This is a genomic window from Streptomyces sp. NPDC006529 (assembly GCF_040611795.1).
GTDB lineage: Bacteria > Actinomycetota > Actinomycetes > Streptomycetales > Streptomycetaceae > Streptomyces.
The window spans coordinates 32,469-55,665 of sequence record NZ_JBEXPB010000013.1 but is presented as its reverse complement, the minus strand read 5'-3'; the positions used below and the strand labels follow the sequence as shown (position 1 = coordinate 55,665).

The 23,197-nt window shown below is 71.7% G+C and carries 13 protein-coding genes and 5 pseudogenes; 5 read left to right on the top strand and 13 right to left on the bottom strand.

Features of this window, described 5'->3' with window-relative positions:
* Positions 1 to 25 precede the first annotated feature (25 nt).
* The 9 genes and pseudogenes from ABZY31_RS12830 to ABZY31_RS12790 all read right to left on the bottom strand — a co-directional run bounded on the left by ABZY31_RS12830 (position 26) and on the right by ABZY31_RS12790 (position 8,349).
* Complete coding sequence (locus tag ABZY31_RS12830) at positions 26 to 175, bottom strand: hypothetical protein (protein ID WP_356408470.1); 150 nt, start codon at positions 173 to 175, stop codon at positions 26 to 28.
* 10 nt (positions 176 to 185) lie between these two features.
* Positions 186 to 647 (bottom strand): hypothetical protein, encoded by a 462-nt coding sequence (locus tag ABZY31_RS12825; protein ID WP_356408467.1) that lies wholly within the window; start codon positions 645 to 647, stop codon positions 186 to 188.
* A 981-nt stretch (positions 648 to 1,628) separates the two neighbouring features.
* Complete coding sequence (locus ABZY31_RS12820; RefSeq protein ID WP_356408464.1) at positions 1,629 to 1,856, bottom strand: hypothetical protein; 228 nt, start codon at positions 1,854 to 1,856, stop codon at positions 1,629 to 1,631.
* A 1,136-nt stretch (positions 1,857 to 2,992) separates the two neighbouring features.
* A pseudogene (locus ABZY31_RS12815) lies at positions 2,993 to 3,730 on the bottom strand (PIG-L family deacetylase); the annotation flags it as partial.
* Between the two features lie 129 nt (positions 3,731 to 3,859).
* A pseudogene (locus ABZY31_RS12810) lies at positions 3,860 to 5,044 on the bottom strand (MFS transporter); the annotation flags it as partial.
* Between the two features lie 59 nt (positions 5,045 to 5,103).
* A complete protein-coding gene (locus ABZY31_RS12805) occupies positions 5,104 to 5,319 on the bottom strand; it encodes a hypothetical protein (protein ID WP_356408679.1) in 216 nt (71 codons plus the stop codon).
* A 127-nt stretch (positions 5,320 to 5,446) separates the two neighbouring features.
* Positions 5,447 to 5,551, bottom strand: a pseudogene (locus ABZY31_RS12800) (NUDIX hydrolase); the annotation flags it as partial.
* Positions 5,552 to 5,580: 29 nt separating this feature from the next.
* Positions 5,581 to 6,321 carry a phosphotransferase gene (locus tag ABZY31_RS12795; protein ID WP_356408461.1) on the bottom strand — a complete coding sequence of 247 codons (741 nt, stop codon included), beginning with the start codon at positions 6,319 to 6,321 and terminating at the stop codon, positions 5,581 to 5,583.
* A gap of 138 nt (positions 6,322 to 6,459) precedes the next feature.
* A complete protein-coding gene (locus ABZY31_RS12790; protein ID WP_356408458.1) occupies positions 6,460 to 8,349 on the bottom strand; it encodes an ABC transporter ATP-binding protein in 1,890 nt (629 codons plus the stop codon).
* Between the two features lie 501 nt (positions 8,350 to 8,850).
* On the opposite strand from ABZY31_RS12790, the pseudogene ABZY31_RS12785 reads away from it, so the two are divergent.
* A pseudogene (locus tag ABZY31_RS12785) lies at positions 8,851 to 9,322 on the top strand (transposase family protein); the annotation flags it as partial.
* Positions 9,323 to 9,450: 128 nt separating this feature from the next.
* On the opposite strand, the pseudogene ABZY31_RS12780 reads toward ABZY31_RS12785, so the two are convergent.
* The 4 genes and pseudogenes from ABZY31_RS12780 to ABZY31_RS12765 form a co-directional block, all read right to left on the bottom strand.
* Positions 9,451 to 10,035: pseudogene (locus ABZY31_RS12780) on the bottom strand (NUDIX domain-containing protein); the annotation flags it as partial.
* A 139-nt stretch (positions 10,036 to 10,174) separates the two neighbouring features.
* Positions 10,175 to 11,473: a cytochrome P450 gene (locus tag ABZY31_RS12775; RefSeq protein ID WP_356408455.1), complete on the bottom strand. Its 1,299-nt coding sequence runs from the start codon at positions 11,471 to 11,473 to the stop codon at positions 10,175 to 10,177.
* A gap of 96 nt (positions 11,474 to 11,569) precedes the next feature.
* The gene (locus ABZY31_RS12770; protein WP_356408452.1) at positions 11,570 to 11,734 is read right to left on the bottom strand and encodes a hypothetical protein; all 165 of its coding nucleotides are present in this window, start codon (positions 11,732 to 11,734) and stop codon (positions 11,570 to 11,572) included.
* Positions 11,731 to 13,698: a prolyl oligopeptidase family serine peptidase gene (locus ABZY31_RS12765; protein ID WP_356408449.1), complete on the bottom strand. Its 1,968-nt coding sequence runs from the start codon at positions 13,696 to 13,698 to the stop codon at positions 11,731 to 11,733. Before ABZY31_RS12765 ends, ABZY31_RS12770 begins: the two co-directional genes overlap by 4 nt.
* A 228-nt stretch (positions 13,699 to 13,926) precedes the next feature.
* Here ABZY31_RS12765 and ABZY31_RS12760 point away from each other — a divergent pair, with 228 nt between their 5' ends.
* The 4 genes from ABZY31_RS12760 to ABZY31_RS12745 all read left to right on the top strand — a co-directional run bounded on the left by ABZY31_RS12760 (position 13,927) and on the right by ABZY31_RS12745 (position 23,155).
* On the top strand, positions 13,927 to 15,246 hold the full coding sequence (locus ABZY31_RS12760; RefSeq protein ID WP_356408446.1) for an MFS transporter: 1,320 nt from the start codon (positions 13,927 to 13,929) through the stop codon (positions 15,244 to 15,246).
* An 888-nt stretch (positions 15,247 to 16,134) separates the two neighbouring features.
* Positions 16,135 to 16,989 (top strand): DUF4132 domain-containing protein, encoded by an 855-nt coding sequence (locus tag ABZY31_RS12755; protein ID WP_356408443.1) that lies wholly within the window; start codon positions 16,135 to 16,137, stop codon positions 16,987 to 16,989.
* Positions 16,986 to 21,968, top strand: a complete 4,983-nt coding sequence (locus tag ABZY31_RS12750) for a hypothetical protein (protein WP_356408440.1) — start codon at positions 16,986 to 16,988, stop codon at positions 21,966 to 21,968. The genes ABZY31_RS12755 and ABZY31_RS12750 overlap by 4 nt, the downstream gene beginning before the upstream one ends.
* Positions 21,965 to 23,155, top strand: coding sequence for an AAA family ATPase (locus ABZY31_RS12745; protein ID WP_356408437.1), 1,191 nt, complete (start codon positions 21,965 to 21,967; stop codon positions 23,153 to 23,155). Before ABZY31_RS12750 ends, ABZY31_RS12745 begins: the two co-directional genes overlap by 4 nt.
* Positions 23,156 to 23,197 lie beyond the last annotated feature (42 nt).

The window sequence follows — 23,197 nt, the reverse complement described above, 5'->3', positions numbered from 1 at the left end:
TTGCGCAGCAGCCAGTACTTCCTGTTCAGAAACGGGGCAAGGGACTCCGTGGGTCAACAGTTTCCATGAAATCGTCGAGCGATTGGCTGTTGTGAGCATCGACCTGACGCTCGACCACTTGGGCTTCCTCGGTATCCAGCGGTAAGGAAATCAATTCCTTCATTTCATCAATCACAGCGATTACCTTACGGTTTGACGACCGCTCGCATTGCTCGCATTGCGGTGTCGGGATCGTCCGCCGCAAAATAAATTTTCTTCGCCGCTACAACACCGGCCTTCCCGAGATCCAGACTCAGGAGTTGATCAAATTCCATGTACATATTCACGCTGGCGCCGACGGAGCAGGCAACGGCGTCTGCCTCGTCCGTTATGGAACGAAGCCCCCGGCCGGTGACCGTGCGCGTCCCCCTACCGACGGAACTGATGGCATGGACCGGGATGTCCACTGCACCGAGAAAACCCGTCCGCAGCGTGATCTGCTCGGAGTTGAGGAGGTGCGGATGGCGATGCATGGCGGCAACCGCACCGAACCCGAGCAGAATGATCGATATCTCCAACAGCGCATGCGCGGGGCGCATAACCGGAGGCACCATCCTCGAGACGAGGAATGCCAGGAAGCCCTCCATGGCGCAGAGAATGATGATCATCTGGCGAGTGTCGGAGGAGTGTCGTAGCGACGTCGCCTGTTCGACCCCGGGAAGAGGCCGGCGGGCAGCCCAATCGCGGAGGGATCCGCCCATTACTTTCATCATCCCGAGCTTGGACGGCTTCGGAATCGCTTTCGCGACAGGGGGAGTGACGGACACTGTAGATCCTCCTGCGTCCACACCCGGAGAGTCCCATTCTGCGGGCATCGTATGGAATGTTTCGAATTTAGCCTGATCGTGATTACGGCCTGCAGGCGACGTCACTTGCGGGCCTCCCAGCGGAACCGCATGCGGGCGGCCCACACAACGGCGACCGTCCACGCGCCAGCGCCCACTGGGTCAGGCAGCGCCACCGAGCCACCCCACGCGAACAAGATCCATCACCGACGTCAACGGCAGGTACGCACACCACTCAGTCGGCCAAGAGGGCATGGGACTGTCGAAGGAATCGCCGGACCCGATCCGGCGACGGAGACCAGAAGCGACGGCATCGTGGTCAGTTGCGCCATCTCCACGCTGCGAGTGAAGTTCGCTGTGCAGGCGACCCTTTCTTCCAGCGGGATTTGATCAAATCTCACCATTGCCCCTCTGTCAAACTCGTGTAGTGTGGACCCACTTAGAATCGGCCTTCTCTGGCACCGTTTCAGCCACGCCGAGATCCGAGGATCGACGGTTTTGAGTCATTGTGGAAACGGGCTCAATATTCCGCTTTCGGGCACAGTCGTAGCTACTGGCAGGCCCTGCGGAGGTGCGGGTCTGCGCCGTCGTCGCGTGCCTGACGGAAGAGCCTCCCACCTATCAGGTGCCCGCCTCGGCCCGTAATGTGGTTCCGCTGGCGGAAAGAACCCAGCCATATGGAACCCGCCACGGAATGGAACGGGACTCGAATCGGGACCTCAAAGGGGACCCGCAACGGCACCCATCAGCCATGGCCCCGCCCCCGGATCACGGCGGAACTGCTCCTGTGCGGGGCCATGGTCATCAGCGGACTTGGCCGAGGCGGAAGCGGCGAGCCATCCGGCTCCTGCTGCGGGTGCCGGTGGCATCGGCCAGGGCCGACCGCAGGACCTGATAAGTGACCTGTAGGGCGAAGACTTCCTGGGCGATGCCAGCAGTCTCGGCGGGAAGGGGCCGGTCGCCCAAAATGGTGGGCTTGATCTCCAGGTAGGAGGTCTCGACCTCTCGGCGCTCGTGGTAGAGCCTGATCACCTCGGCGGCGGCGGGTGCGGGGGTCAGGTCAGGGTCGTGACGAGACGGTATGCGCAGGTGCGGTGTCCCTGAACAGTGCTGAGGGTGATGCGCAGTCGATGGCCCTGACCGGAACGCATCCGAGCCCGGACGGGTAGGAACCGCCCGCCAATCGTCCCAGGACCGGCGGCCTGCGACGCCCCCGTCACGCGGACCGGGACGTGAGCGCCCGTGCGGGCGACCGCCTCGGCCACTGCCTGGACGGCGCAGTCCCGGTCCAGCAGGACGATCATGCCCTCGCGTAGGTTACAGATCAGGCTCGGGGCGTAGCTATCTCACCGTTCAAGGTCGGCCCGAACACCGCGTCCAGAACGGTGCGGGTGCCGCAGGACGCAGAACCAGTAGCCGGAGCGAGTGGTTTCCCGCCCCGCCGCCATTGCAGCGGTGCGGGGCGAACCCATGCAGCACTGCGGCGGGTTCGGTGCCGTTCGCACCCTGCTGGCCAATCCGCTCGATGCCCTGGCGCCCGATACGTACCCAGGTCCTCCGCTCCGTGCGGGCTCCGGCGAACGTTCACGCCCTGCTCCATCCCGGATCAGTCCCCCCAACGGACTCATGGGGCAAGTCACGGCAGCAGGTGCGGATCCGGCCGGCAACCCCCCTCGGCAACTGAACGACCGTAGCCAGGGTTTGGATCTGCACGGGAGATGCGGCGCAAGCGGAGCTGCGCCCTGTCCGCGTCCCGAAGGGCGCTCCACCCGACAACCGCTCTGGCCTCATGAATCTCCGCATCGCAGCTCCGTGAACCTTGCGGACTTCTGGGCGAGCACCTCGGCGAGGTACCCGGGTGCCTGGGCGCCGAGCATCCGGAACAGCGTGACCATGCAGGTGATTGCGGTGTCCGCGACTTCCTCTTGGACGTGCAGCCATGAACCCTGTCCCTTTCGGGGGTTCGTGCCCCAGGCGCCGACGACGGCCTGCGCGGCTTCGCCGACTTCTTCGGCGACCTTGAGGACCTGTAGCGTCCACTGCTGCTCCGGGGTCATGCCGCGCTCGGTGTCCAGGCCGGTGAACAGTTCGCCGAGCATGCCGATCGTGTCCCACACGGCCGGGTACGGCGGTTGTGGTGTGAGGGAACTTCGCACGGGGCCGGCCAGGGGACCGGTGTCCAGGCGGGTGTACCACTCGGTGGCCAGGATCCGGTGCCGGACGTCGTCCGGGACGCCGGAGAGAAGGGCTGGCAGGGCTCGCTGGCCTGCGACTTGACTCCGGTGGGCGAGGATGGCCTCCCACTTCGTCGTCGCCACGGGTCCCACGTCGACGCTCGCGGTGACCTGGTCGTCGGGGATGCTCCGGACCGTCTTGCCGACGCGCGCGAGTAGGGGGCCGAGGTCGGCGACGCCCGACTGGGGGTGCGTCGCCAGGTAGAGGGCGCCCGGCGTCCAGGGTTCGCCTTCCTCGGGGTAGAGGTGCGGGAGTCCGGCGGCGTGCACGGCGAGTTGGGTGACGCGGTGGGTGTGCAGGTGGTCGGGGTGGCCGGTCAGCTGGCCGTACTGGTCGTGGGTGATCACGATGTGGGGCCGAAGCTCCCGGATGTGGCCGACGATCCGCCCGACCACCTCATCGAGGGGTGCGTCGCACAGGCGGGTCCGGCCGGGCGCGGACTCGGGAACGCGGGCGTCGGCGTATCCGAGCATCCGGGGCTTCCCGGCCCCCAGGATCGCGAGGGCATCGGCGAGTTCGACGGCCCGGTGTGTGTCGGTGGCCCAGGTGGCGGTGACCACGGCGGTCGCCGCGCCCGCGGCGGCGTGCTGTGCGAGGACGCCCCCAGCGAGCAGCGCTTCGTCATCGGGATGTGCGAAGACTGCGAGTAGGGACGGCTTTGGTTGTGTCACGGGTGTCTCCAGACAGTGGAGTCGGTGTGCGGGGACGGGGTGGCTGGCGGTTACGGGCTTGGTGTCGAGCCCTTGCCGGTGGCTGCGGCGGGCTTCACGAGCGGGCGGCGCGGCGGTCCGCGCGAGCGGGGAAGGCATCTCCCGCAGCGCGCGGACGGGGGAGAGGAGCAGGAGGACCACGGGGACGGCCTGGAGGACCGCGCCGACGGCGAGAGTGCCGCGTAGGCCCACGAGGAGGACCAGAGCACCGGATACCGCAGCGGCGACGGGTCGGGCTCCGGCGGTGAGCATGGTGCTCGCGGCCTGCATGCGGCCCTGGAAGCGTGGCTCGCACAAGGTCTGTCTCAGGGATCGCTGGCTCGTCCCGGAGGCCGTTGCCCAGAACAACTGGGTGGCCAGCGCCGCTGCGAGGAGGATCTGCCAGGTTCGGCCGGGTCCGGCGAGGAGGAGGGGGATGTGGGCCAGCGGGCTCACAGCGAAGCCGATGATGATCGTCGGTCCGATGCCGATACGGGAGGCGATGCGCGGGGCGAGGAGCGCCCCGGCCAGGCTGCCGGCCCCACCCACCCCCATCATCACGCCGAACGCGCTCGGGGACGTGCGCAAGTGGGTCAGCACGTAGTACGCCCAGTACGTGTTCATGATCGCGAGGCCGAAGCTCAGCGTGGACAGGGCGGCGATCACCGTACGGATGGTGGGCTGCCCGGCCACGTAACGCAGGCCCTCACCGATGTCCCGCGCGAGGCTGCGGCGGCCCGCGGGCGGCGCGGCGGCCGGCTCGGGGGTGCGGATGCGCCACACAAGGAATGCGGAGACGAGGTAGGACAGGACGTCGGCGAAGACGGAGCGGGCGGCGCCGACGGCGCCGACCAGCGCGGCGCCCACATTGCTGCCTGCGCTGTCGGCCACCGATGAGGCCGCGCCCAGCCTTGAGTTCGCGTGCTGCAACAGGCGCGGTTCGACGAGGACGGGCAGATAGCTGATGGACGCCGAACCGTGCACGGTCTCGGCGATGCCGAGGACGACGGCGACCGCGTAGAGCTGGCCGATGCCGAGCACCCCGGCGATGGCGGCGGCCGGAATGGATACGAGGACTGCGGCAGCGGTGAGATCCGCGGTGATCATCAGAGGGCGCTTGGCATGCCGGTCCGAGAACGCGCCGGCCGGGAGCGCCACGATGGCGTTCGGGAGCTGGCCGAGGAAGGCGAGCAGTGCGATCTGGCTGGTCGAGGCATGGAGATCGAGCACGGCCAGAGTGGGGAGGGCAACGGTACTGACGGCCGAGCCCGACAGGCTCGCGCACTCGCTGCCCACGAGACGCCGCAGGTCCGGGGAGACGCGCTTCCGCGCCTCGGTCGGCTGGGTGGAGGTCGTCACCCGGTTTCACCACCCGGCAGCTGTGGGGTGATGACGTTCGCGTAGAGCCGGCCGGTGGCGAAACGGGCCAGGGCCGAGTGTGCGAACGGGTTGCAGTCGAGCGGCGGCGCAGCAGGATCGCCCCACACCGGTTCGCTGTGCGTCTGCGTGTGCGGCTCGCGGTTGTACGGGGCGCCCTCCCACTCCCGCACGGTGAAAACGGCGCCGGTCACCCGCTCCCCGTCCGCCGCGTGGAAGCGTGGCAGCCGGCAAAACCGCGGCCGGTCCCGGGGCGAGGTGGATGCCGACTTCCTCGGCGAGCTCCTGCGCCGCACCCTCGTCAAGGAACTCGCTTTCCTCCAGGCGACCCCCGACCACGGTCAGCATCCCGGGGGAGTGCCACGACGTCTCCCGGTGCCGCACGGCCAGGACCCGGCCGTCGCCGGGGCGCTGGAGCAGGACCATGACGTTGCCGATGCTCCGGTGTACGGCGCTCACGGCCGTTCCTCCCTCATGAGGCGGTCCAGGGTCCGCCGGACCCGGGCCGTGACCAGCTCGTCTCCGTTGTCCGGCCCCCAGGCCAGGCAGTTGACCGCGTCCAGCACGGTCAGACAGCGCAGAGCCTGACGCTCCGCGTCGGTGAGCGACCGCCCGTACCCCCGGAAGAACGCCTTCTCGCGGTCCGGATGGTCGGCCCACTGGGTGGCCGTGAGGATGATGAAGTCCTGCACGCAAGCCGCCGGTCTGGCCCGCTCGAAGTCGATGAGCGCGAGCACGCCCTCAAACACCATCCAGTTCCTGGGCTGGTTGTCGCCGTGGATGTGGCCGACGGGAACGGGGCCGACGCGGCGGAGGCGGGCAGCGTGGTCCCGGATCAGCTGCCACTCGTCCTCGGTCAGCCGGTCCCGGGCGCGAGCGAGGTACTTCTCCGCTCCGTCCGCAGCGGCGTCCAGGGAGGCTTCGGCGTCGCCCCGTGCTTGGCAATCGACGAGCTGCGGTGCCCGGGTGTGCCCCAAGGCAGGAACGACATGACGGTAAGCCCGGCTCTCCCGCAGGTAGAACTTTTCGCTGGGCGAGACCTTCAGGTACCAGGAGACCCCGCCGGTGCCCTCCAGCTCCCACACCCGGGAGCGGTCCCAGTCGTGCGAGGCGTCACGTACCGCTGCGACGGCCCCGATCCGTTCCTCCGCCCAGCGAAGCAACGGCGCGGGCAGGGTCTTCGCCGTCTGCTTCACGCGGCGCTTCCCTCCATGCTCGAGGCGAGCGCATGCCGGCCGCGCACCTCGGCCGCGTTGTGGACATCGGGCACGCGCTTCTCCTTCGATGATGTGCGGCTCGCAGCTTCGCGCGGACCGCAGGAGCAGGCGAAACGGTCAGCGGTCCTGGGAGAGCGCCAGGAGTTCCGCGAAGGTCCCACCGCCGTGGACGAGATCGTCAAAGCGGCCCTGCTCGGAGATCCGGCCGTCTTCCATCACGACGATGTGGTCCGCGATCTTCGTGTTCTCCAGGCGGTGGGTGACCATGATGGTGATCCGGTCGGCGGCGATCGCTTTGATCTGTTCGAAGATCAGGTGCTCACCGCGAGGGTCCATCTGGGAAGTCGGCTCGTCCAAAATCAACAGGTCGGGCTTGCGGTACAACGCCCGGGCACACGCCTCGCGCTGCCACTGGCCGCCGGAGAACTCGACACCTCCCCAGATGTCGCGGGCCTGGAGGCTGTCCAGACCGTTCGGGAGTTCTTCGATGGTCTCGCGCAGGCCGACCGCGTCGATGGCCTCCCATACGGGGCCGTCGTCATGGGTGCGGGGCTGGCCGAGGGTCACGTTCTCACGCACCCGCAGCGGCCACCTGGCGAAGTCCTGCGGGACCAGGCCGGTGCGGCGCCAGACGCTCCCCGGCTCGGTGCCGGCAAGGTCGCTCCCGTTCCAGGTGACCCGGCCCTTGTCGCTCAGGTAGACCCCCGTGAGCAGTCGCAACAGGGTCGACTTCCCCGAGCCGTTCGCTCCGACGATCGCGAGGATCTGCCCACGCTCCAGGGTCAGGGAGACGCCGTCCACCGCGGGGCGGTCCTTGCCCGGGTACTGGTAGACGACCTCGTCGAGCCGGATCTCCTCGACCGGGCCGGTGATCTCGTCAGGTCCGCGCCGGGGAGCGCGGGCGGCGGCCTCGTCGAGGAAAGCTTGCATGTCGGTGAGGTAGAGGCTGGTGTGGAAGATCGCGGCGCCGTTGATGACGACCTGGGAGAGGGCGGCGAGTGCGGTCTGGACGGCGATGACTGCAGTGGCGGCGATGGCGGGTTCGATCCGGCCGGTCACGGCGAGCCAGGCGAGCGCACCCCAGGTCGCGAGGAGGAAGACGCCGCCGGCGAGCGCGGAGAGCAGGGAGATCCGCAGGGTCCGCGGCGCTGCGGCCAGGTTCCTGCGGTCGCACCGGTCGGACAGGGCGCGGTACCAGTAGACGAGGTAGTCGGTCATCGAGTTCGCGCGGACCTCGTCGCCGTACTGGGATGCGGTGGCCCACCAGCGCATCATTCCGCGCACGTTCCTGTCGGAGATGTTGGAGTAGTGGATCTCGTAGTCCACGCGGGCGGTCAGGACGGCGCCGATGCCGGCCGGCAGTACGGCGAGGAGCAACAGGGGCAGCATCATCACGTTCAGCAGGGACAGGACGCTGCCGGCGGTGACCAGGCGAATCAGGGAGGACATGAAGCGCTGGGCGTCCGTGACCATCACGTGGGTGCGGACCACCCCCATCTCGGCCGCTTCCTGACGGTCGGAGAAGCCGTCCCCGGCATAGGCGGCGGCCTCGACCCGGCAGACCGCCTCGACCAGCGCGCTGTCCGTCTCGGAGGTCAGCCGGGGAGTGATCCGCCGCTCGGCGTAGGTGGCCACGGCCCCCGAGACACGGTTCATCGTGGCGGCGAGCGCGACCACGAGCAGCGCGGGCAAAGCGCCTTGGAGGCGGTCGCCGGCACTTCCGGGGCCGAGTACGGGCCCCATCGCGCCGACGGTGGCGGTCAGCAGCACCGCGGCGGAAACGCCCGTGATGATCTGGCACCCGATCAGGAGCCGGACGGCCTGCCGGTCGGTCTGCCACGACAGGCGACCGATGCGGGCCAGGACGGAAGGGAGCGTGGCGCACATCTTCCGGAAGGAGGCCTCGGCGAGCGGATTGACGGAGTACTGCCCGCTGTAGGTGATCTCCGCCGGCGGCGGTGGGGGCGGTGTGCCGACCGGTTGGCTGTGCAGTCCGGATGTGGTCATCGGGTCCCCCTGGATCGCCGTTCGGATGCTGTCGGAAGCTCAACGACAGCCGATGATTTTTCGAACACATGTGTTTCGGTCGACCATGAAAGCCCGGAACGGAGCGCCTGTCGGACCGTGGGAGCTACACCGATCCGCGCCCTGCAACGCCAGTGCCACTAAAGGGGGTTGGCCGAATCGCCGAGGGTTTCAAGCACCGCAAGGGCGCGGGAGCGTTGGGGCCGAGCGGGCAGGGTGCGCTTGTAGAGTTCGAGGCGTCTCGTACCGCTCGCGGACCAACCCCTGCGGAGCAGACTGTGCATGTGCCCGTTGGCCGCCTTCGAGCGGTCGGTCTCAGCGGCACCCCCCTCGCGGCGACATGGGGGTGAGCAGCTGCGGCGGTCACAGAGCTCTTTCAGAAGTGGCCACTGATCGAGTGACGGGCCGGCGTCCCGCAACGCACGAAGCTCCCCTGCCGTTGAGAGAAGTGCCTGACGTGTCAACTCATCAACAGAAGCCTCGTTGGTTGCCCGTCCTGCCGCACTCGACCTGCCGCACGCTCTGGCCGAGTGGGTCTCGGCGCTCATCGTCACCCGTGAGGGTGACCGACGCTGCAAGCTCCCGCCCCGCCAGCGCGCTGCGGGTCCTGCGCGAGACGGATCCTGATCACGTCCTGCTCGACGGGACGCTCGCCAAGTGCGACCGGGTCGGCGACAGCCGGGCCCACTTGTCCCCAAAGCACCGCCGTCACGGCGTGAACGTGCAGGTCGTGGCCGATCCCACCGGCAACCTGCTGTGGATCTCACCCGCCCCGCCCGGCCGTACCCACGACCTGACCGCGGCCCGCACCCACCGCATCGTCCGGATCTGCGAACGCGAGGGCGTCCCCGTCCTCGCCGACCGCGCCTAGATCGGGGCCGGTCTCTGGGTGACCACGCCCATCAGACGGCTTCCCGGCCAGGACCTCACCACAACCCAGCGGGCGATCAACCGAGCCGCCTCCCAAGACCTGAGCCGCAACCTCGTGACGTGCAGCAGACGTTCACCACTTCGGGAGGTACCCGAGCCGTCTGGGCAATCGAACGCTCTGCCTTCCTGGGTGTATCTGGCGAAAGCGGGCTTTCACACGTTGTGCTGTCGGGCGAAGGGCCCGTGCAGGGCTGCCCGTTGCAGGAGCAGGATGGTCTTGCCGTCGGTGATGCGTCCGTCATGGGTCATGGCGAGGGCCTCGGTGAAGGGGAGTTCGAGGACCTCGATGTCCTCGCCCTCTTCCTCGAGTCCTCCGCCGGTGCCGGTCCGGTCGGCCGCGGTGTAGGGGGCGGCGAAGAAGTGGAGGCGCTCGGTGACGGAGCCCGGGCTCATGTAGGCGTCGAGCACGTGGGTGAGGGGGCCGAGGCTGATGCCGAGTTCTTCGGCGCTCTCGCGGCGGATCGCGGTGTGCGGGTCTTGCGCGTCGAGCAGTCCGGCCGCCGCCTCGATGAGCATGCCGTCGGGGTGGTCGTTCACGTAGGCCGGGTAGCGGAACTGGCGGGTGAGCAGGACGCGGCTGCGTTCGGTGTCGTAGGGCAGGACGACGGCGCCGTTGCCGCGGTCGTAGGTTTCGCGCTGCTGGGTCTGCCACCGTCCGTCGCGGCGCCGGTAGTCGAAGGTGGTGCGGCGCAGGACGTGCAAGCCCTGGGAAGTGAGTTCGACATCGCGTATCCGGACGTCGGGCGGTGGCCCGTTCGCCTGCCGTACGTCCAGCGCGGTCCCACCTTGCGCACCCCGTGTCCCGCTCTCCTTGACCGGCCCCGCCCAGGCCGCGACGGTGCGGGAGGTGGTGAGGGCGGCAGGGTCAGGGCGGGGATCAGCGGCGCAGGGTGACGGGCAGCGCCTCCAAGCCGCGCAGCATCATCGTGTTGCGCCAGCGCAGGTCGCGCTCCTGGCAGGCCAGGGTCATTCCGGGGAAACGGGTGAGGAGCGCGGTGAGCGCGATCTCGGTCTCCAGCTTGCCGAGCAGGGCCCCGAGGCAGCGGTGGATGCCACCGCCGAAGGCGAGATGGCCGGCGTCCTGGCGGTCGAGGATGAGGCGGTCGGGGTCCTGGAAGCGCGCCGGGTCGCGGTTGGCCGCGCCGAGGGACAGCAGCACGAACTCGTCCTGCGGGATCTCCACCCCGCCGACGTCCACCGGCTCGGTGGTGAAGCGGGTGGTGGCCATACAGATGGGGGAGTCGTAGCGCAGGAACTCCTCGACGGCCCCGGGCATCCGGGTGAGATCGGCGCGCAGCCAGGCGGCCTGGCCGGGATCGCGCAGCAGCGCGAGGCAGGAGGTGCTCAGCAGGTTCACGGTGGTCTCGTGCCCGCCGATCAGCAGCAGGGCGACCATGCCCACGATCTCGTCGTCCGTCAGCTCCCCGCGCTCGCGGGCCGCCATCAACTCGGTGAGGAGATCGGCGGGACGGTCATTGCGGCGGATACGACGGTCTGCGAGGGCCAGGACGTACGAGCCCATCTCCTGGACGGCTCGCAGGAACGCCGCGTGGTCGCCTCCATGGGTGACGACGGCGGTCGACCACTGCCGGTAGAGGTCGCGGTCCTCGGGCGGGAAGCCGAGCAGTTCGCAGACGACGAGGATCGGCAGCGGGAAGGCGAAGTCACGTACCAGGTCCACCGTGGCGGTGGTGGTGCGGGTCATGTGGCGCGCGGCTGCCGCGTCCAGCCCGTCGAGGAGTTCGCGGGTGATGCGCTCGACCATCGGCCGCATCGCCTCGACCCGCTTGCGGCTGAACGCCGCCTGGACCACGCGGCGGAGGCGGGTGTGGTCGGGCGGATCGCTGCTGAGCATATGGGTGATGTCGGTGCCCAGGTTGACGCCCTCGACTCGGCTGTCGGCCAGGGCCTGGGCGCGCCGCGCATCCTGTGCGAAGCGGGGGTCGAAGAGCGCGGCCCGGACATCGTCGTAGCGCGGGATGATCCACAGTCGCAGGCCGCCGTCGCCGTGCAGCACGGAGACCGGGGCCGATTGCCGCATCCTGGCCAGGGTCGGGTACGGGTCGCTGAGGAACGTCGGCGGGTTCTGGCGCGGTCCCGTCGTCTCGGGCTTGTCCGGCCGGTGCTTGTCCGGCCGGGGAGCGTTCGTCCGGGGTGCTGCCGTAGCTGTGGTCATGATGTTCTCCTTTCCTCACCGGCACGGCCGGCGCCGTGGCGGGGTGCCGGGCGTGGCACCCCGCTACGGCGCTGCTCGGGCTCACTGCAGAGGCGACTACTTCTCCGTGTTCTTCTCCGTGCGGGCGGTGCAGTTCCGCGCCGCGCCGTTCGGCTGGACCGGGACCGCCTTGTCCAGGGAGGCCTCCTGCGGCGGGATGATGAGTCCACGCTCCCGCTCGGTGGCGCTGATGGGGTCGACGCGCAGTCCGTGACGCTTCATGAGGTTGACCTTTCTTCGGTTTCTTCGGTTTCTTCGGTGTGGTGAACAGGGTGGTGCGAGCCGGTCCGTCCGCTGTCGCGGCGGTCGGCGGTTCTGGGGGATGCGCGCAGCGCGTCGTCGGCGTAGCGCACCATGGCGGCCCAGGCGGCGGCGTGTCCGGCCGGGTCACGGCCCACGTCGTGTCCGCCGCCGAGCCATCGGACGCGATGCGGGACGTCGCGGCGCCGCAGCGCGGCGAGATAGCGCTCGATCTGTTCCGGAGGGCACTTCTCGTCGTCCGCCGAGGCGGCGAGGAAGAGCGGGCCGCGTACGCGGCCCACATAGGTCATAGGGCAGGCCGCGCGATAGCGGTGTGGCACCTGCTCGGGGGTGCCGCCGAAGAGGCGGTCGTCGACCTCTCGCAGCGCCGGCGTCGTCGCCCGGTACGCGGCCGTGTAGTCGGCCACCGGGACGACGGCCAGCCCCACGTCCCATAGCCGGGGCTGGACGCCCATCGCCAGCAGCGTCAGGTAGCCGCCCCAGGAGTAGCCGCACAGGCCGGTACGGCCCGGCTCCGAGACTCCCGCGTCGATGAGGTGGCCGCGCACCGCGGCGAGGTCTTCGAGCTGGGCGAGACCGACCCGGTGGCCGAAGTCGTCCCGCCAGCGGGGGCCGTAGCCCGTCGAGCCGCGGTAGTTGGTGCGCACCACGGCGAAACCGGCTCGGACCAGAGCCTCGGTCCGGGTGTCATAGGCGTCCCGGTCGTGGGTGTGGGGCCCGCCGTGGACGAGGAAGATCGTCGGCCAGGGGCGGTGGCCCGCCCTGCGGCCGGGCGGGGTGGCCACAAAGCTGTGGATCTGCCCGTACGGCCGACGTGTCCACAGCTCGCGGCGCCCGGATCCGGTCGTTCCGCCGGGCGCCGTGCCGCGTGACGCCGTCGTGGAGCGGCCGGAGCGGCCGGAAGTGCCGGAGCGGTCGGGACGATCCGGGGGCTCCGGGTGCTCCGCACTTTCCGATCCTTCCGGGCTTTCCGGGTGGCAGATCAGTGGCCGGGGCAGTTCGCCGTCGCGGCTCCACAGGCAGTGGACCGTGCGGTCGGGTGCGCAGGAGAAGTCGATGATCGTGCCCTCGGGCGTGGGAAGCACCGTCGTCGTACCGCGGTCGAGGTCGGCGCGGAGCAGGCGGCTGCGTCCCGCCCGGTCCTGCTGGACCAGCGCCGTGCGGCCGGGCCCGTACCAGCAGGCGGTGATCTCCGTATCGAAGTCGAGCGCGGAGCCGGGACCGTGCGTACGGATCCCCTCGCCCTGCCGCCAGAAGGTCAGGGTGTAGCGGCCCGCGCGTTCGAGGACGAGCAGCAGTTCCGGCCGTGCGGTGGCGAGGTCCGGGCGGAAGCCCAGCGCCCACACCGCGCCGCCGTCGCCGTCCCCCGCCGCGCCGGGGATGGCGTCCACGAGGACGCCGGAGGCCGGTGACCACAGCCGGACCGCGGCCGCTCCGGCCGGGTACCCCGCGGTGGCCAGCAGCCGGCCGCCGGGGGCCAGGCCCACCACTGCCGCATAGCCGGGCTCCTCGGCCACCAGGCGGGCACGCTCGCCCGGTCGGCCGACGTAGTACCGCGAGCGGTCCGCGACCCCGACGCCGACGGCGGCGAGGCCGCTGCGGGGGTCGAAGGACAGGCCGTGCATCCGCCCGGCGGGTACGCCGTCGAGCGCCGGGCGCGGGTTCCCGCCCTCGAACGGTCCGCGCAGCCAGCGGCCTTGACCGCCGGCAGCGTCGTCGAACCACCACAGGCCGTGGCCGTCCGGCTCGATGGCGGCGGTCTCCACACCCAGCGGTGCAGTGGTCGCCTGGCGGCGCTGACCCGTCGTCAGGTCCCAGGCCACGATCTGCGGGAGACCGTCCACATACCGGGTCTCGACCGCTCGTCGTCCGTCGCGGGTGGCGAAGGACGGGACGTGCACCGCCGTTCCGATACCGCCGCTCATCGCCGTCCCTCCCTTCGTTGGTGTCCGCTTCCGCCGCCGGTGGCCTTGGCCGTGCTGGGCTCCGACGACCATCACACTGCCGGACGGGCGGGCTGCGTCATAGGGAAGAAAGCGCAGCGGCGCCAGTGAGCTACTGCCGGTCCTTCCCTGGCACCGGACGGTGGGCGGGCGACAGGGTGCGGGGGCGGCCACGCGGCCCGGACCCACCGAGGAGAAAGGGGCGAACCGATGACGATCGCGGAGACCCGGCCCAGCGCACCCCCCGTCCCACCTGACGGAGCACCGAACGGCACACCGGGTGGCAGGCCGAGCCGTGCGCTGACGACGGTCTACGTTGCGGGCGCGGTGACGGCGTTGGGCACCCAGATGACCATGCTCGCGCTGCCCTGGCTGGTGCTGGAGACCACCGGCTCGGCCACCCGGGCGGGCCTGGTCTTCGCGGCCCAGGTGCTGCCCATGGCGCTGCTCGGCTTCGCGGGCGGAGAGGTCATCCAGCGCCTGGGCGCCCGCCGGACCATGGTCGTCTCCGATCTCGCCCGCGCTCCGGTGGTGGCGCTGATCCCGCTGCTGCAGACCCTGGGCGCGCTCAATCTGGCCGTCCTCCTGGTGATCGTCACGGCGCTCGGGGCCCTGGCCGTTCCGTACCACGCGGCACAGCGGGTGCTGGCGATGGAACTGCTGAGCCCGCACGCCCGCTCTCTGGCCCGCGCCAACAGCGCGCTGGCAGGTGTGCAGAACGGCTCGGCGTTCGCCGGACCGGCGCTCGCCGGCGCGCTGATCCCGCTGGTGGGGACCATATCGGTGGTGTGGCTGGACGCGGCAACGTTCGCCTTCTCCGGGTTGCTGCTGCTGCGCCGCGTCCCGGCAGGGCATGGCGGGGCCGAAGGGTCCGCGGCCGGGCCCCGCGGCCTGTGGGCGGGGGTGCGGCATCTGTGCGACGACTGGTTCCTGAGCCGGGCGATGCTGTCCACCGTGGTGTTCGGGCTGATGCTGCGAACCCTGATGATCACCATGCCGGTGCTGGCGTTCGCCCGGTTCGGAGGGGACGCCAGGATCGGCGGTCTGCTGATCGCCGCCCATGGCGCCGGTGGCCTGGTGGGAGCGGTGGCCGCCTATGTGCTGGCGGCACGGGTCGCCCCCGTACGACTCGCCTGTACGGCCCTGGTCTGCGTCGCTCTGCCCCTGTGGACGCTCCTGGCGCCCGTGCCGGCCGGCGTGCTCGTCGTCGCCGTCGGCCTGTCATCGGCCGCCGCGCCCCTGGCGAACGCGCCGCTGATGGGCCTGCTCTCCGTCCGGCTGCCGGACGGCTTCGGGCCCAAGGTGTTGCAGGCCGTGGTCACGATCAGCGCCCTGGCCGGGCCGCTGGGCTTCCTGGCCGCGGGCGCCGTGCTGGACCGGGCCGGTGTCGCGGCGACCCTGTGGGGCATCGCGGCGCTCGCGACGTTCGCCAGCGGCAATCTGATCCTGGCCCTGCGGCGCCTCCAGGCCACCGGGGACTGCGATGAAAACCTCCCGCGAACAGCCTCGAAGCTGAACACGACGACGTGACAGGGAAGATGGCTTCGGTGGTGTCGCGGCGGCGAACCTTGGTCCAGTTGCCCGCGGGCGCGGGCGTCGGTCCTGTAATCAGAGCCTCGCCGGGTCTGCAACACCACCTGCCCGCCCGGGGCGGCCGGGGTGAAGAGGATCGTCCGGTGCCCGTCGAACTTCTGCTCATCGGCGGCGCCACCCACCGGCGCTCCCGGGCCGGGCACCGACTCGGCGGCCTGCGCCGGCATCGACTTCACTGGCGGCCTGAGCACCATCCGGGGGCCTTCCTCGTCATCGCTCCCTTCCAGGGCGGTGCAGCCGTGGACCGAGGTGCCGCTCTGGGCCCCGGACATCCCCGAGGTCGTCGGCAACCGGACCGCTTCCTCGGCCAAGGCCCTGGCCACCGGGATGCGTTGTCGCCCCGTAGCCGAGACGGTCACTGACACCTGGCGGGCGCTGAACGACGGCGGGTACCCGCGGCCGAAGTACCTTCAGGGGAACGTGGCCGATCAGGCCCGCGTACCGGATCGCACGCTCAGTGGACACGGACGACCGTGAGCACCGCGTGACGCGTCGTACCGGCGGCTACTTCGACCACCAGGCGGCGGCTGCCTGTTGGTACGGCTCCCCGTCTGCGGTGCGGGCCGCCACACCACTCTCGGCCGCCCGCAGGTGATGGCGTGAATCGGCGGGTCCGGGGCGTTACTCCGGCCCCCACAGGGAGTGATCCGCCCTCCCGAGGCGCTGCCTGAGGCCCCTCCCGAGGCCCCTCCCGAGGCGCTGCCCGAGGCATTGTCCGAGGCTGCGCCTAGAGTCACACCAACGTGATCGCGGCGGCGCTGCGACGGGGGGTGTGCCATGCCTTGCCATGCCCCGGACCAGGCCGTCTGACCGAGGAGACAGCACATGGGGTGGGTTCCGGCCGGCGACTACGAAGTCGCCCTCGACGACGGGAAAGTGGTCTGCCGCAATGCGGCGGGTCGCCAGCTGAAGACGGTCCCGGGGAAACTCGCGGACGACCCGGCCGTGGTCGGACTGCGCCAGCTCGTGGAGTGGCTGGATCGGCACGAACGTCAGTGCGTCGCCGACGTGGAGCGCTGGATGGTCCGCTCGCTGCCCGTCCCCGCCGCGGTCATCGCCCAGGTGTGGCAGGACACGGCTTGGCGCGCCGCGCTGTACGACCTCGTCGTCACGGGAGAGGACGGCGAAGTCGCCGGATTCCTTCGTGACGCCGACCCCGTCCGGGGCCTCGGCCTGGTCGACCTCGACGGCGACACGGTGCGCATCAGCCCCGAGCTGGTCCGCATCCCTCACCCGGTGCTGCTGGCGGACCTGGAGGAACTCCGCGAGTTCGCGGTCGAACTCACCGTGGACCAGCGGGTACAGCAGCTCTTCCGCGAGGTCTGGCACCGCCCGGCGGACCTGGACCCGGAGACCGCCTCGGTCGACGACTACGCGGGCGGCGCCTTCAAGGAACTGCGGTTCCTGCACGGGCGCACCACCCAGCTCGGCTACCGGGCCCGCGGCGGCCAGGCGGTGTGCCCGGTCGTCGAGGACGGCGCGACGGTCGAGGCACGCATCTGGATCGGCGACTACGACAGCTACGAGCGGACCGAGACCGGCTCGCTGACCTGGACCGACACCGCAGGCCGTGCACTGACCGCCGGCCACGTCGGCCCGGTCGCCTGGTCGGAAGGCATGCGCATGGCGGCGGCCCTGTACGCGGGACGCGACATCGAGGACGAGGAGCAGGCGGCGTGAACACCGACGAGATCACCCGGGCCGCGGCCCTGCTGGACGCCGGGGCCATCCTGCGCACCGGCACCGTCGCCCGCGACGACGCCGACACCCTCACCGCCCGCACCTACACCCACCCGGCCCTGGACGACCGGCGCGTGGTGCGTCTGGTGGCGGGCACCCTGGGCGAGGCGGAGGACCTGGCACTGGACTTCCTCGGACTCGCCCGCGAGCCCGAGGCCCCCGAGGTGGGGCAGGTGCGCCGCGAGACACTGGGCTTCCCCGCCTGGGCCCTGGTCAACGATCCGGCCAACGGGCACCACGCGCTGGCCCTGGTCAAGGACATGGAACGGCTGTCCCGCCAGGCCAAGTCCCGGGCCGGCGCCGCCAAGGACGGCTTCGAGGCACTCGCCACCCGGCTCGGCCGCGCCGTACCGCACTTCCTGCCGACGTTCTACGAGCAGGCCGCGCGCGTCTTCCTCCAGCACGACAACAGCACGTACGCCGCGACGCTCTTCGGCAAGGCGCGCGCCGCCGAGCGCGTCCACGGCCTGCCGGTCGACGAGGAGCGGCAGCGGGCCGTCTTCCTGGAGTTCGCCTTCGCCGGGGCCCTGACCGTCAAGGCGCTCAAGGACCACGCGCAGGACCTTTCGCGTCGCCTCGACCCGGCCGAGGCCTGGGCGCAGTTCCGTCAACTCGCCGTCGAACGCTGCGGTGCGGGCATGGCGCCGTACGCCGCCCTGCCGCAGGACGCCCGCGCGCTCGTCAAGGCCGCGGGCCTGGACCGGGAGACCGCCGAAATCGCCTTCGTCGCCGCCCTGATCGGCTCACCGAGCATCGTCCGGGCCCCCGCGTCGTTCTGGACCGCCTACCGTCCGACCCTGGTGGCGCTCGCCGCCGCGCGACCGGAGATCCGCGCCCGCCTGCTGGAGATCATGCCGACCGGCCTCGGCGACGACCGGAAGGCCGACGAGGCCTGGCTGTCGCTGCTCGCCGAGACGGGCGCGGACGCGCTGCTCACCGATGCGCAGAGCACGGACGGCGTCGACCCCGCGGACTGGCTCAGCCGCTGGGCACTGCACCGCAAGCACGGCTCGTCCAGTTCGGAGCGCTGTGCGCGCACCCTCGACCTCGTCGAGCGCATGGCCCCCCGACTGCGCTCCGACGGCCGCCCCGTCGACCTCTTCCGGGGACGCTGGCACGCGGGCGCCGACCTGGACCTGCTGGACGCCTGCGTCGCCTGGGACATCCCCGTCGTCGAACCGGCCGCGGGCGCCAACGTCCACCTGCCGCTGGAGCGCTGGATCGGCGACGATACCCCGGGCCGCCGCGACCTGACGGCCGTCGCCGGCCGTCCCCGCTTGCGCGGACTGCTGTACGACGCGCTGAACGGCATGAACGGCCACCGCTCGAAGGACTCCGTGCTCGCCGCGATCGCCGCCCACCCGGTGCTCGGCGCGGTGCTCCACGACTGGCTGCGCGATCGCGCCGCGGAACTCACCGAGGCGGCGGGATTGCCCGGTTCGCGAGCGGCGCTCGGGCGCCTGTCGTCCTTCCGCGCGGTCGCCGGCCAGGTCAATCCGGAGGCCGTCGCCCGGATAGCCGTCCACGACCTGGCGCCGGTCCTCGGCGCCACCCTGCGCGCCGGCGTTCTGGACGAACTGGGCTGGCCCGCCCTGGAGGAGACGTACCGGCGGCTCGACACCGACCGGACCGACCAGAACCACTGGATGGTGGTCGCCGAGGCCTGGCCCGCCCTGGTCGTCGCCAACCGCCACACGGCCGTCGTGGTCGGCCCCGAAGGGGTGCTGCTCGAACACGAGCTGCGCCTGCCCGCCGACCTGGACCGCTGGCGGCGACCCCGCTTCCGGTACACCGACGGCGAACTGCTGGTCATCTGGGCGGAAGACGGCAAGCAGCGCGCGTACTGGTCGGCCCGCCCCGGTGAACCCTTCACCCTCGGCGGCGAGCAGCTGCCGCAGTGGTGGAACGGCCAGGAAGTGGGCTCCCCGTCGCTGCCGCTGCCCGGCGGCGGCCGTGCCACCGGCGGCCGCACCCTGCACGCGGGCGACACCACCCTGCCGTCCACCCGCCCCGTGCTGGGCGACGGCACCGGACACTGGCGCCAGGGCAAGCAGGGCCGCGACCACTGCTGGGTCGAGTACGACCCGGCGGGCGGCACCCACGGGCGTGCTTCGCTGCCCGCGTTCCTCCAGTCGGGAATCCGCGACGGCGCCCACCTCGCGACCGAAAAGTGTGAGGTCCTGCCGCTGTTCCCCGGCCTGGAGACCACGCCGTTCGGCACCGACGGCACCGTCCTGGGCCGCTGGGTGCGCACCGAGGGACAGGACCCCGACCGCCGCGTCACCACCGGAACCCCCGACGGGCGGACCGTCACCCTGCCCGTCGCGCCGGGCCGCCGGGACCACCCCGTACCGCTGGGCGCCCTGCGGCTGCCGGGCGGAGCCGCGCCCCTCGCCGCCGTCGTCGGCGACACCGTCGAGCTCTATCCGGCGGGCGCCGTCACCACGGACGCGCTGGGATCGGTCCCCCTGGGAGACCAGGGCGGCGAGTACGCCGCCGGCACCCGGTACGTCCCGCCGCCCGCGTTCTGGCACGCCCTGCGCCCGCGCGACGAGCGGGGCTCGGCCGCCCTGCGCGCGGTCACCGACGCGCAGGTCGCGACCCTCCTCGACGCCGTCGACACCGCGCTGGCCGAGCGGAAGGCCGCGGTCGCCGCCGACACGTCGTACAACGGTCCCTCCGCGGACGAGCTCATCGAGGCCGCCGTGGCCACGGCGCTGCCCGCGCTGACCGACCCCCGGCTGCGCACCGGCGTGAGCGCGCTCGTGCGGACGGCCGCCCGCCACCGCGCCGCCACCGCCGCCTACGTGGCACCCCCGCAGGACGAGCCGCACGGCGCGAAGCGGCACGGCGACGGGATGTACGCCGACCACCGGCCCGTCCACGGGGACGACACGACCCTGACCGCCGCCGTGAACGGGATCGCCGCGCCGGGCAGGTACGGCTACTGGGGGCGCGAAGCGAAGTGGAGCGGCCTCCAGCAGATCCTCTCCGTCAACCAGGTCCTGTCCGGCAAGCCCGCCGACGGCAAGCCGCTGCCCGACCCGGCCCCGCTGCCGGTTCTGGGCGACGGCTGGACGAGCGAGACCCACACCGTCCCCGGCATGGACCTGGCCTGGCTGCCGTTCCTGGACGCCCTGGGCCCCCTCGCCTACCGCGCCGCCGCCCCCACCACCACCGACGAACACCGGGAGGCGCTGCTGCTCCTCCTGGAAGCGGTCGCCACCGGCCCGCTCGCCCACCCCGCGGGCGCCCTGCGGCAGGTCCTGCTGTGCGAGGAGGACAGTGAGGACCGGGTCGGCAAGAGGCAGCGGCTCGGCCAGGTGCTGCGCCGCGGCGACCGCACGGTGGTGATCCTCCGCCGGGAGCACACCCACCGCAACGACCGCGTCCACTGGCTCGCCCTCGACCACGACCCGGAAGGGGCGTTCGGCCAGATCGCCGACTTCACCCACCACGAGGACCAGCGGCACAACCCCGCCCTCCCGCACGAGCGCCTGCTCCCGCTGATCCGCCTCGTCCGCGAGCGCGGCGCCGCGCCGTGGCGGCCCGAGGCGCCCGTCACACTCGACGCCGCCACCGGCATCGGCCCCGCACAGGCGGCCGTTCTCGTCGCGGCGGGGACCGGCGGACTCGACGCCGCCGGGCTGGCCCTCGTGGGCCTCAAGGCCCGGCAGGCCGAACGGGCCGACGCCAGGCTGAGCGCGCTCGGCGCCGGCAACCGGCTGGCACTGCTGGACGCGCTGCTGCCCGCCGACCCCGCCGACCTGTGGGAGAGCGGCCCCGACACCGAGGCGGCCGCCGAGACCTGGGCGGAGCGCCTGGGATCGCTGGTCCGGCTGCCGGAGGAGCTGGGAGACGCCCTGGCCGGTGTCTCCACGGCGTCGGCGGAAGCCGTCCTCAACCCCGGCCGCACCGCGTGGCTCAGCCGCACCACCGCGATGCGCCTCGACAAGGACGGCGACCTCGTGGCGGAGGATCCGGCCGCGGTCCCCGCCCGCGGAAGCCTCACGAGCGCGGTGGCGGCGCTCGGCGGGCTGGCGTACGGACTGCCGTACGGCCATCCGCTGCGCGCCCACCTCCCGGCCGCACTCGCCGCGCTGCGCAGGCGCCTGGCCGACCCCGGCCTCATCCTCGACCTGGACGTGGAGTGGACGGAGAAGGGCACCCCGACCGCGGTCCCGCTGCGCACGGCGTACGGACTGCCCGCGACGGGAGGGGCGGGAGCCGACGGCCTCACCCGGCTCGGGGACGCCCTCGTGCTGCGCCCCTGGTACGGCGACAACGAGATGACGCTGGTGCGCACGGCCGGGATCACCGGCGCGGACGATCCCGTTCTCGGGCTGCTCGAAGGGCTGGTCGGCCCGGGCCGTTGCCACTCCCTGGCCGCCGTGCGGGCCCTGCTCGGCGACGACCTCGAACAGGCCGTCCTGGCCGGATCGGCTGCCGACGGCTTCACCGGCTACGCCCAGGACCCCGCCCGCTCGGTCCCGGAGCTGGTCGCCGAGGTGGCCGCGACCCACGGGCTGGGCGACGACGCGGCCGCGCTCTACCTGCAACTGCTCGCACTGCCCGACCCGACCGACCGCGACCGCGCGCGCTGGACCGGCTGGACGCCGGGCCGGTCGAAGAAGGCCAGGACCGAACTGGCCGCCACCGGCCTGGTCCTGGAGGCCAAGCGGTCCCGCGCGGGCCGGACCCTGTTCCTGCCCTGCGGCTGGCACGACTTCAAGGCCCCCGCCCTGCCGGTGGAGACCTGGAAGGAACCCCTCTACCCGCTGCGCGACCACACCCGGGCCGTGCCGCAACTGCCGGTGCCCGCCCTGTTCGCCCGCGCATGGAGCCGTGTCAAGGACGGCGACGCCCCCGCCTTCGAAGAACTCACCACCCGTGCCACCCGGAAGGGCCGCCGCCGATGACCACCGACACCACCACTCCCGTACCCCCGTCAGCACCCCCGTCCGGCCGGCAGGTCAGTCCGCCCGAGGACCGCCACGCCACCGAACTGGCCTTCCTCGCCGCCTACGACGACGGCCCCCGCCCGCCCGCCTGGCTGCTGAGCCCGCGCGCCGTCGTCACTTTCGTGATGGGCAGCGCGGGCGAGGCCCTGCGGCTGCCCGAGGGCGCCGCGGCGCCCGACGGCGTCCCCCGCAAGCTGGTGGTCGAGCAGAAGTTCGTCGGCGACCGCGCCCTGGTGGAACGCTGCGTCGTCACCCTCGCCGGAGAACGCGGGCTGCTGCTCGTCGGCGAGCCCGGAACCGCCAAGTCGATGCTCTCCGAGCTGCTGTCCGCCGCCGTGTGCGGCACCAGCGGCCTGGTGGTGCAGGGCACCGCCGGCACCACCGAGGACCAGCTCAAGTACGGCTGGAACTACGCGCTGCTCCTGGCCCAGGGCCCCACCCGGCAGGCCCTGGTGCCCTCCCCGGTCCTCACCGCCATGACCCGTGGCGCGGTGGCCCGCGTCGAGGAGATCACCCGCTGCCTGCCCGAGGTCCAGGACGCCCTGGTCTCACTCCTGTCCGAACGGCGCATCGCCGTCCCGGAGCTCGCCGGCAGCGCCGACGCCCTCGCCCATGCCGCCCCCGGCTTCACCCTCATCGCGACCGCCAACCTCCGCGACAAGGGCGTCTCCGAGATGTCCGCGGCCCTCAAGCGCCGCTTCAACTTCGAGACCGTCGGCCCCATCGGTGACCTGGACGCCGAGACCGCCCTGGTACGCCGCCAGGCCCATGCGGCCGTTACCCGGGCCGGTGCCCCCTTCCAGGTGGACGACGCGATCCTCGAAGCCCTCGTGACCGCCTTCCGCGACCTGCGGGACGGGCGGTCGGCCGAAGGCTGGGAGGTCGAGCGCCCCTCCACGGTGATGAGCACCGCGGAGGCGGTGTCCGTGGCCGGTTCGCTGGCCCTGGCCGCCGCGTACTTCCCGGGCGACCGGGACGTGCTGTCCCTGCTCCCCGGGCACCTGCTGGGCGTGGTCCGCAAGGACGACCCGGCCGACGCCGCCCGGCTGCTGGGCTACTGGGACGGCGCGGTGCGCCGCCGCGCCGAGCAGGGTTCGGCCACCTGGCGCACCCTGTGGGACCTGCGCCCGGCCCTGGAGAACTGACGCCATGACCCTTCCGTCCCCGGCCGCCACCCCTGCGGAAAC

Bases quoted from the DNA above. Each gene is read 5' to 3' on its own strand.
- ABZY31_RS12825 (WP_356408467.1), bottom strand. From the start codon at position 647: ATGATCATCATTCTCTGCGCCATGGAGGGCTTCCTGGCATTCCTCGTC.
- ABZY31_RS12790 (WP_356408458.1), bottom strand. From the start codon at position 8,349: ATGACCACATCCGGACTGCACAGCCAACCGGTCGGCACACCGCCCCCA.
- ABZY31_RS12775 (WP_356408455.1), bottom strand. From the start codon at position 11,473: ATGACCACAGCTACGGCAGCACCCCGGACGAACGCTCCCCGGCCGGAC.
- ABZY31_RS12770 (WP_356408452.1), bottom strand. From the start codon at position 11,734: ATGAAGCGTCACGGACTGCGCGTCGACCCCATCAGCGCCACCGAGCGG.
- ABZY31_RS12765 (WP_356408449.1), bottom strand. From the start codon at position 13,698: ATGAGCGGCGGTATCGGAACGGCGGTGCACGTCCCGTCCTTCGCCACC.
- ABZY31_RS12760 (WP_356408446.1), top strand. From the start codon at position 13,927: ATGACGATCGCGGAGACCCGGCCCAGCGCACCCCCCGTCCCACCTGAC.
- ABZY31_RS12755 (WP_356408443.1), top strand. From the start codon at position 16,135: ATGGGGTGGGTTCCGGCCGGCGACTACGAAGTCGCCCTCGACGACGGG.
- ABZY31_RS12745 (WP_356408437.1), top strand. From the start codon at position 21,965: ATGACCACCGACACCACCACTCCCGTACCCCCGTCAGCACCCCCGTCC.